The following is an 8258-nucleotide window of genomic DNA, read 5'->3' as shown; positions in this document are numbered from 1 at the left end:
GAGCTAACCTGTACTAATTGCCCGTGAGGCTTAACCATACAACACCCAAGGGGTTTTGATGGACTCAAAGATATAAGCACTTGAATGAGTTTTAGAGAATAAACAGCTTTCCGAATTTTAAGAATTTGCTTGGCGACCATAGCGTTGTGGACCCACCTGATTCCATGCCGAACTCAGAAGTGAAACGCAATAGCGCCGATGGTAGTGTGGGGCTTCCCCATGTGAGAGTAGGACATCGCCAGGCTTCAAATTTATTTTCACTTTTTAAAAGTGAAGACAAATAGTTGGAACCACGTCTAAAGACGTGTTTACCACTGCGGAGTGGTAGTTCAGTTGGTTAGAATACCGGCCTGTCACGCCGGGGGTCGCGGGTTCGAGTCCCGTCCACTCCGCCACTTATTCAGAGTTTCAGCTCTATAAAACTGAAAATAGGGGTGTAGCTCCAATTGGCAGAGCAGCGGATTCCAAATCCGCGTGTTGGGAGTTCGAATCTCTCCACCCCTGCCATATACAAAGCCTCAGCAGAAATGCTGGGGCTTTTTTACGTCTGTTGCTTCTGCAAAGCAATGCTGGGGCTTTTTATGTCTGTTGCATCTGCGCTTGTTAATTCTTCCTATAACGATTTCAAATCATCGCCGTCAAATATGATTCTGATCGTCTCACTTTGTTACTACTTTTAGATTTGTGTTTAGGTGTGCTGCTTAACTGAATTACCGGTATCTATCGTTTTGAAAATTCGTGCAATATTCAGCGTGGTGAATTAACTATATTCAGCTATGCTCATAATTGAGGGCGGTGTTGAACTGGAAGATTAGAGAGGGCTAAGGAATGCAAATCAAATGGGGGAGCTTATTATTCTTGCTCTGTATGCCTGTGTTAGCCGCGCCTACACAGTGGGAAGGTGTGGATAGCCCTACTAAGAACCCGACCAACCCAATAGGTTCATATGCGAATGGCTGTTTAGATGGTGCGCAGGCATTGCCTTTAGATGGCATTGGCTATCAGGTTATACGCCCACAAAGAAAACGCTATTACGGCCATACAGATGCCATAAAGTTCGTTCAAACACTTGGAAAGACGGTTAACGATAATCTCAAACGCACATTGATGGTCGGGGATATCTCCTTACCAAGGGGAGGTCGATTTTCGTCAGGTCACTCCAGTCATCAAACAGGTTTAGATATTGATATATGGTTAAGGCTGAACGATAGAAGACTCTCCCTTAATCAACTTGCTGTCCCAACCCCACTTAGTGTCGTCGATCTAAAAAACTATCGATTACGAACAGAAAAATGGGAGACAAACCATTTTGAAGTGCTTCGCTTTGCGGCAAAAGACCCAAATGTTGCACGTATCTTCGTTCACCCTGTTATAAAGCAAGCGTTGTGCGATCAAGAAGTCACGCAACAGACTGAGCGCGAATGGCTTGGCAAGATACGGCCGTGGTGGGGACATCATTCTCATTTTCATGTTCGACTGCATTGCCCGAAAGATGCGACGAACTGCGTCGAGCAAAAAGCGCCACCCAAAGGCGATGGCTGTGGATATGAGCTAGCAAGTTGGACACCTCAACAGATCCCTGTACCACCTCCAACAAAAGTCGCTAAATCTAAGCCTAGAAAGAAAAAGGTGATGCCGGATCAATGCTCAACAGTCATCACTTATTGATCGTTTTGGTTTTAGATCTTCGTTTTTAATGAAGATCAGAAACTGGAGAAATGTCACACTTTTGTCTAGAGTGAGTAAAGAGTAAATAAGAATATCGTTTGATATTTCACTTTCACAATCCGACAAAAACAAAAACAGAGTCGAAGTGGCATAGTTGGGTCATAACAAGAATGTTTTTGGGGTGACAAATAGGACTTACACGCCGTACATAAGAATTAAAGTCTTGATACCCGTCGATATGTAATTCGAGGACAAAACCATGACAATGATTTGTGCGAAGGAGTTTTCCGAGTGGTTGAGGCATAGATTTAGCAGTGAGGTTTCTGGTGTTTCTTTAACACGAGAAGATTTAAACAGCCTAACAGGGCGACAGCGCGTTGACCCGGGTTTCATTAACGATGTGCATTATGAGTTGATGCAATATGGGATGGCCTTTGTAACAGACACAAGTCGAGAGAACTTTTATCTTGTTCACGTATCTCAAGCATCCAATTGGCGAGAGCGGTTGGAGTATCAATTTGAAAAGGACTTGTTCTGTAATATTTACCCGATAGAGAAATCAGGATAAAAAAAAGGTTCAGCTTAGAGTAAGTTGAACCTTTCTATTTTAGGTGAGGCCTTGAATGATGACGAACTTCTCGAGGAGTTGATCATCGGTTTCGATGTGATTCGGGTCTGTAATGATACATTTTGTTATCGGACATACAGACTGACACGTCGGCTTTTCGTAGTGACCTTTACATTCAGTACAGAGATCGGGGTCGATCTCGAAGATCGTGTCACCCATAGTGATTGCGCCATTAGGGCACTCAGGGTCACACATATCACAGTTAATGCACTTGTCAGTTATTAGCAGAGCCATTACTTACTTCTCAGTTTTTTAAGTACAGTTACTTACCTGATGCGTTGCGTGTGTCTTGGCCTTCGCTCAAGTTACGCATCAACAAACCGTACTCTAAGTCTAGATCGGCTGGTACAGGAATAAATACAAAGTGACCGTTACCTTTTGCGTCTTCAACTGCTTCAGACTTACGGTTTTCCATCATCTCTAGTGTGAAAACAACGTTACCTTTCGGTGTCATCATTTCTAAGCTGTCGCCTACTAGGAACTTGTTCTTCACTTCTACTTCCGCTAGATCGCCACGGCGTTTACCTGTGAATTCACCAACAAATTGTTGAGTGTCAGAGATAGAGTAACCGTACTCGTAGTTCTGGTAAGTATCGTGAGTGTGACGACGTAGGAAGCCTTCAGTGTAGCCACGGTGCGCTAGGCTCTCTAGTGTACCCATTAAGCTTTCATCAAATGGCTTGCCTGCTACAGCGTCATCGATCGCCTTGCGGTAAACTTGTGCAGTACGAGCACAGTAGTAGAAAGACTTAGTACGACCTTCGATTTTCAGTGAGTGAACACCCATCTTCGTTAGACGCTCAACGTGTTGGATAGCACGTAGGTCTTTTGAGTTCATGATGTAAGTGCCATGCTCATCTTCAAACGCAGCCATTTTCTCTTCTGGCTTGTGTGACTCTGAAAGTAGAACCACTTCGTCTGTTGGTTTACCTAGACCTAGTGTGTTGTCTGGACGTTCGTCTTGAACTTCGACGTTTTGAATCTCGACACCAGTAGGGTTTGCTTCAACGATCTGACCGTTCTCGTCTTCTTTTGCCGCTTCTGTCTTGTATTCCCAGCGACAAGCGTTAGTGCAAGTACCTTGGTTAGGATCGCGTTTGTTCATGTAACCAGAAAGTAGGCAGCGACCAGAGTACGCCATGCAAAGTGCACCGTGAACAAAGATCTCTAGTTCTGTTTCTGGACAGTGTTCGCGGATCTCTTCGATCTCTTCCAGTGATAGTTCACGAGATAGAATTACACGCTCCACGCCTTGCGTCGCCCAGAATTTTACCGTAGCCCAGTTAACAGCATTAGCTTGAACTGAAAGGTGAATTGGCATTTCAGGGAATGCTTCGCGAACCATCATGATAAGACCAGGATCAGACATGATTAGGGCATCAGGGCCCATGTCTACAACTGGTTTAAGGTCGCGGATAAATGTCTTCAGTTTAGAGTTGTGCGGCTGAATGTTACACACAACGTATAGCTTCTTGCCTTGAGCATGAGCTTCGTTGATACCAATTTGTAGGTTTTCGTGGTTAAACTCGTTGTTACGAACACGAAGGCTGTAACGAGGTTGGCCTGCATATACCGCATCTGCGCCGTAGGCAAATGCATAACGCATGTTTTTAAGGCTACCAGCTGGTGATAATAGTTCTGGTACAAATGGTTTTTGTGTTGTCATTGCTTCTTTCTCTAATCTGATCTCAAGTCAGGTTGACATCACCATGTGATATCAAAGGGGCGCAAATTTTACGCTAAAATGAGATCCAACACTAGTTATTTAGGGTAGAAGACAATAATAAAAGAAGGGGTATTAGCTAGCTCTCAAGATACTAGACCTTGAGAGCCCAGTTTGATTAAGCTTCAGGGTGAGGTAGACCACCTAAAGAATCAAATAGATTTGGTAGGAAAGCGCTGAATTCACCACACAGTAGAGAGAAGTCTGCATCGAAGCGTGCGGCTTGATCTTCACGTGGAATATCGTCGTTTTCGTCTTTAAGATCATCGCTGAATTTCAGGCGCTTGATGCTGCCGTCTTCGCCAAGAATGAACTCAATACGATCTTGCCAGTTAATAGCAAGCTTAGTCACAACCTTATTGGCTTCGATGTGATTCTTGATCTCGTCAGCTTCTAGTTCCTGTTTCTTCACACGAACGATGCCGCCATCTTCTTGGATTGATTTAAGCTCCGCTTCATCTAGCATGTTGATGCCTTGTGGAGTGTCGCCTGTTTTAACCCATTCTGTTAGGGTTTCATCAATCGCGCGTTCTGGAATCGCAGGCACAACAGGCAAGCTACCCATGGTTTTACGTAGTAGTGCTAGTACATCTTCAGCTTTTTTGTAGCTGCTCGCATCAACGACAATGTAACCTTCTTTTGGCATGATCAAAGCGTAAGTGAAGTTGCTGCGGCTGAAAGCACGAGGAAGAAGATCAATAATGATGTCTTCTTTGATGCTGTCTTTCTCTTTTTTCTTAACCGGTTGACCCGATTCTACTTCGAGAGCTTCTACTTTAGCGTTCAGTGTTTCTTTGATCACTGAAGCAGGTAGCATCTTCTCTTCTTTCTTAGCGCAAATCAGAATGCGGTTCTCAGAAACATGCGTCATCATGTCGCCGTGCTTACCCATTGCATGAACCCAACCAAACTTCTGTTTGTCTTGGCTACCGCAAGGTGTGAAGCGAAATTCTTCTAGCTGCTTCTCTAGCTTGTCTGCATTGAACTCAATATCACGATTGAAGCGATACACTAGGCAATTTTTAAACCACATATACTTTTTCTCATACCTTTTTAGAAGTGCTTCATCATAGGGGATTTGATCGAATTTGTCGTTAATTCGGTATCAAAACTTCTAAAGTGAAACGATTGAGACAGTTATATTAAAATTTGTTTTCAAAGGTCACAAAAGTGTCATAATTAACTCTGATAATGCAATGCGTTGATTAAATACAAAGGCTATTCAATTATGTCGAGAAGGATTCTGGTTGTAGAGGATGAAGCACCGATTCGCGAGATGCTGTGTTTTGTACTTGAACAAAAAGGCTACCAAGCAGTAGAAGCTGAAGATTACGATACAGCGGTAAACAAGCTATGTGAACCTTTCCCAGATCTAGTATTACTAGATTGGATGCTACCGGGTGGTAGCGGTATTAATTTCATCAAGCACATGAAGCGTGAAGAGTTAACACGCAACATCCCAGTTGTGATGCTGACAGCGCGTGGTGAGGAAGAAGACAAGGTTCGTGGCCTAGAAGTGGGTGCGGATGACTACATCACCAAACCATTCTCACCAAAAGAGTTGGTTGCTCGCCTTAAAGCGGTGATTCGTCGTGTAACACCGACCGCTCTAGAAGATGTGATTGATGTACAAGGTCTAAAACTTGACCCTGTTTCTCACCGTGTTACCGCGAGTGATGGCCCTGTTGATATGGGACCAACTGAGTTCAAAATGCTGCACTTCTTCATGACGCACCAAGAGCGTGTGTACAGCCGTGAACAACTACTGAATAACGTTTGGGGTACTAACGTTTACGTAGAAGACCGTACTGTTGATGTACATATCCGTCGTCTGCGTAAGGCCCTTGAAGCGGCAGGTCACGATAAACTGATTCAAACAGTTCGTGGTGCTGGCTACCGTTTCTCTACAAAAGCTTAATATATGGCTTCGATGCCCGATTTACGGAGTCCTGAATGGTTGAAAAGTTAACCTGGAAGAAGCTGGCTTGGGAGCTGGCTTTTTTTTACGCACCTTGGTTTGTGATTGGCTGGATATTCGGTTACCTACCTTGGTTATTGTTAGCAGCAACGATATTGCAGCTGGCATGGCATCTACATAACCAAATGCGTCTTTCGGCGTGGTTGTGGGATGAGAAGCGCTTAACGCCACCATCAGGTTCAGGAAATTGGGAGTCTCTGTTTAACGGTATCTACCGCATGCAGCAGAGGCAGCGTCGCAAGCGCAAAGAGCTGACTAATCTGATTCGTCGTTTCCGCAATGGTGCTGAATCCCTGCCGGATGCCGTTGTGGTATTCCGCAGTGAGGGCAACATTGTATGGTGCAACAAGCTTGCTCAATACCTATTGGGCTTTCGTTGGCCTGATGATTCGGGGCAGCCCATTTCGAATCTAATTCGTACTCCAGATTTTATTAAATACCTCAATAAGCAAGACTTCTCTGAGCCACTTGAGATGCCATCACCACTGAATGTGGAGCGTATGCTTGAACTGCGTATCGTGCCATACACTGAGGGTGAACACCTGATGGTGGTACGTGATGTGACTCAGCTGAAACAGCTTGAGGGCATGCGTCGTAACTTCTTTGCCAACGTTTCTCATGAGCTACGAACGCCAATGACGGTGCTTCAAGGTTATCTAGAGATGACTGAAGACCCAGATATGGTTGTCGGCCCAATGTGGAGTAAAGCACATGGTGTGATGACGGAACAATTGAATCGCATGAATAGCCTAGTGAATCAATTGCTGACGTTATCAAAGATTGAAGCGGCGCCAATGCACGAGTTGGATGAAGTAGTCAATGTCCCTGCTATGTTGGAAGTGCTTGAGAAAGAGGCTACCAGCTTGAGCGGCGATAAAGAGCACAAGTTGGAGTTTGATATTGATAAGAGCCTGCGCGTTCTCGCCGATGAAGATCAGTTGCGCAGTGCTATCTCTAATCTCGTATACAACGCAGTGAAGTACACACCGGCAGGAGCCACAGTCAAAGTACGTTGGTATCAAACCAGTCAAGGTGCCTGTTTGGATGTTTCTGATACTGGAGACGGTATTGAGCCTCAGCACTTACACCGATTGACCGAGCGTTTCTATCGTGTTGATAAAGCTCGCTCGCGAGATACCGGCGGCAGTGGATTGGGCTTAGCCATCGTGAAGCATGCTCTTAGCCATCACGACTCACATCTTGAAATTCAGAGTGAGGTTGGCGTGGGTAGCCGGTTCTCCTTTACGCTACCGAGTCGCCTAACTGTTTAATGAGTCGATTGATGAGAAAACTATCTATCTCTAGCCTTCTAATTGCCACTCTAACCATGAGTGGCATTGTTCGTTCTGAGCAAACTATAGAATCTCTTCCTGACTACAGTAAAGTTCACGGTATCTCAGGAAGCCTGTTGTCGGTCGGATCCGATACCTTGGCGGGCATGACAACATTATGGATGCAAGAGTTTAAGACTTACTACCCTAACGTGAATGCCCAAGTTCAGGCATCAGGTTCATCGACCGCGCCACCTGCTCTGACAGAAGGGACGGCACACTTAGGGCCAATGAGCCGACCAATGCGTCTGCGCGAGATTGAAGCCTTTGAGCGGGAGCATGGCTATAAGCCGACAGCACTCAAGGTAGCGATCGATGCTATTGGTATCTTTGTGCATCGTGATAACCCGATTGAGGGGCTTAACTTCCGTCAAATTGATGGAATCTTTTCACAGACTTTGCGTTGTGGTGCCAATCAATCTTATGAGACTTGGCAAGATCTCGGTATTCAGAAGAGTTGGGCGAAGCACCCGTTTCAGCTATTTGGTCGAAATTCTGTTTCAGGGACTTACGGTTACTTCAAAATGAACGCCCTGTGTGGAGGTGATTTCAAGAATCGCGTTAATGAACAACCGGGCTCAGCGTCGGTAGTGCAGTCGGTCTCTTCTTCGATCAGTGGAGTTGGTTATTCTGGAATTGGTTACCGAGTTGCGGGTGTAAAGCTGATCCCTGTTGCCACTCAAGGCGTCGATTATGTGGATGCGACGCGCGAGAACATCATCAATGGTAATTATCCCTTGTCTCGATTCCTCTATGTGTACGTCAATAAACACCCAGAGAAGCCTTTATCACCAGTTGAGCAAGAGTTCTTAACCTTTGTCTTCTCTAAGCAAGGGCAGGAGTTGGTTGAAAAGGATGGCTATGTTGCGATTCCAAGAGAGTTTGCCCAACAAGAGCTGGCTAAAGTTGGGCTGTAATTGGTAGGCTAAA

8 protein-coding genes, 2 tRNA genes and 1 rRNA gene are annotated in these 8258 nt (G+C 45.1%); 8 read left to right on the top strand and 3 right to left on the bottom strand.

Features of this window, described 5'->3' with window-relative positions:
* Nucleotides 1-128 precede the first annotated feature (128 nt).
* The 5 genes from rrf to KI655_RS02810 all read left to right on the top strand — a co-directional run bounded on the left by rrf (nucleotide 129) and on the right by KI655_RS02810 (nucleotide 2236).
* Nucleotides 129-244: ribosomal RNA gene (gene rrf / locus KI655_RS02830) — 5S ribosomal RNA — on the top strand.
* Between the two features lie 74 nt (nucleotides 245-318).
* Nucleotides 319-395, top strand: a tRNA-Asp gene (locus tag KI655_RS02825).
* A 35-nt stretch (nucleotides 396-430) separates the two neighbouring features.
* Nucleotides 431-507: transfer RNA gene (locus KI655_RS02820), tRNA-Trp, on the top strand.
* A 321-nt stretch (nucleotides 508-828) separates the two neighbouring features.
* Nucleotides 829-1668 (top strand): penicillin-insensitive murein endopeptidase, encoded by an 840-nt coding sequence (gene mepA, locus KI655_RS02815; RefSeq protein WP_373417279.1) that lies wholly within the window; start codon nucleotides 829-831, stop codon nucleotides 1666-1668.
* Nucleotides 1669-1927: 259 nt separating this feature from the next.
* The gene (locus KI655_RS02810; RefSeq protein ID WP_032551264.1) at nucleotides 1928-2236 is read left to right on the top strand and encodes a hypothetical protein; all 309 of its coding nucleotides are present in this window, start codon (nucleotides 1928-1930) and stop codon (nucleotides 2234-2236) included.
* 39 nt (nucleotides 2237-2275) lie between these two features.
* Here KI655_RS02810 and KI655_RS02805 read toward each other — a convergent pair whose 3' ends face one another.
* The 3 genes from KI655_RS02805 to rdgC form a co-directional block, all read right to left on the bottom strand.
* Nucleotides 2276-2530: a YfhL family 4Fe-4S dicluster ferredoxin gene (locus tag KI655_RS02805; protein WP_032551266.1), complete on the bottom strand. Its 255-nt coding sequence runs from the start codon at nucleotides 2528-2530 to the stop codon at nucleotides 2276-2278.
* A 28-nt stretch (nucleotides 2531-2558) separates the two neighbouring features.
* Entirely contained in the window at nucleotides 2559-3962 is a 1404-nt protein-coding gene (yegQ, locus tag KI655_RS02800) for a tRNA 5-hydroxyuridine modification protein YegQ (RefSeq protein WP_285401547.1), read from the bottom strand.
* A 175-nt stretch (nucleotides 3963-4137) separates the two neighbouring features.
* Nucleotides 4138-5052: a recombination-associated protein RdgC gene (rdgC, locus tag KI655_RS02795; protein WP_285401545.1), complete on the bottom strand. Its 915-nt coding sequence runs from the start codon at nucleotides 5050-5052 to the stop codon at nucleotides 4138-4140.
* Between the two features lie 195 nt (nucleotides 5053-5247).
* On the opposite strand from rdgC, the gene phoB reads away from it, so the two are divergent.
* Genes phoB through KI655_RS02780 form a run of 3 tightly spaced genes read left to right on the top strand, consistent with a single transcriptional unit; the run spans nucleotide 5248 to nucleotide 8245 of the window.
* Entirely contained in the window at nucleotides 5248-5937 is a 690-nt protein-coding gene (phoB, locus tag KI655_RS02790; RefSeq protein ID WP_032551271.1) for a phosphate regulon transcriptional regulator PhoB, read from the top strand.
* 35 nt (nucleotides 5938-5972) lie between these two features.
* Nucleotides 5973-7268, top strand: coding sequence for a phosphate regulon sensor histidine kinase PhoR (phoR, locus tag KI655_RS02785; protein ID WP_285401542.1), 1296 nt, complete (start codon nucleotides 5973-5975; stop codon nucleotides 7266-7268).
* Complete coding sequence (locus KI655_RS02780) at nucleotides 7268-8245, top strand: PstS family phosphate ABC transporter substrate-binding protein (RefSeq protein ID WP_285401540.1); 978 nt, start codon at nucleotides 7268-7270, stop codon at nucleotides 8243-8245. The genes phoR and KI655_RS02780 overlap by 1 nt, the downstream gene beginning before the upstream one ends.
* Nucleotides 8246-8258: the final 13 nt, after the last annotated feature.

This window comes from Vibrio sp. D404a, assembly GCF_030248535.1.
In the GTDB taxonomy this organism is placed as follows: Bacteria; Pseudomonadota; Gammaproteobacteria; order Enterobacterales; family Vibrionaceae; genus Vibrio.
The sequence above is the reverse complement of the archived record's forward strand: the minus strand, read 5'-3'. Positions and strand labels throughout refer to the sequence as shown.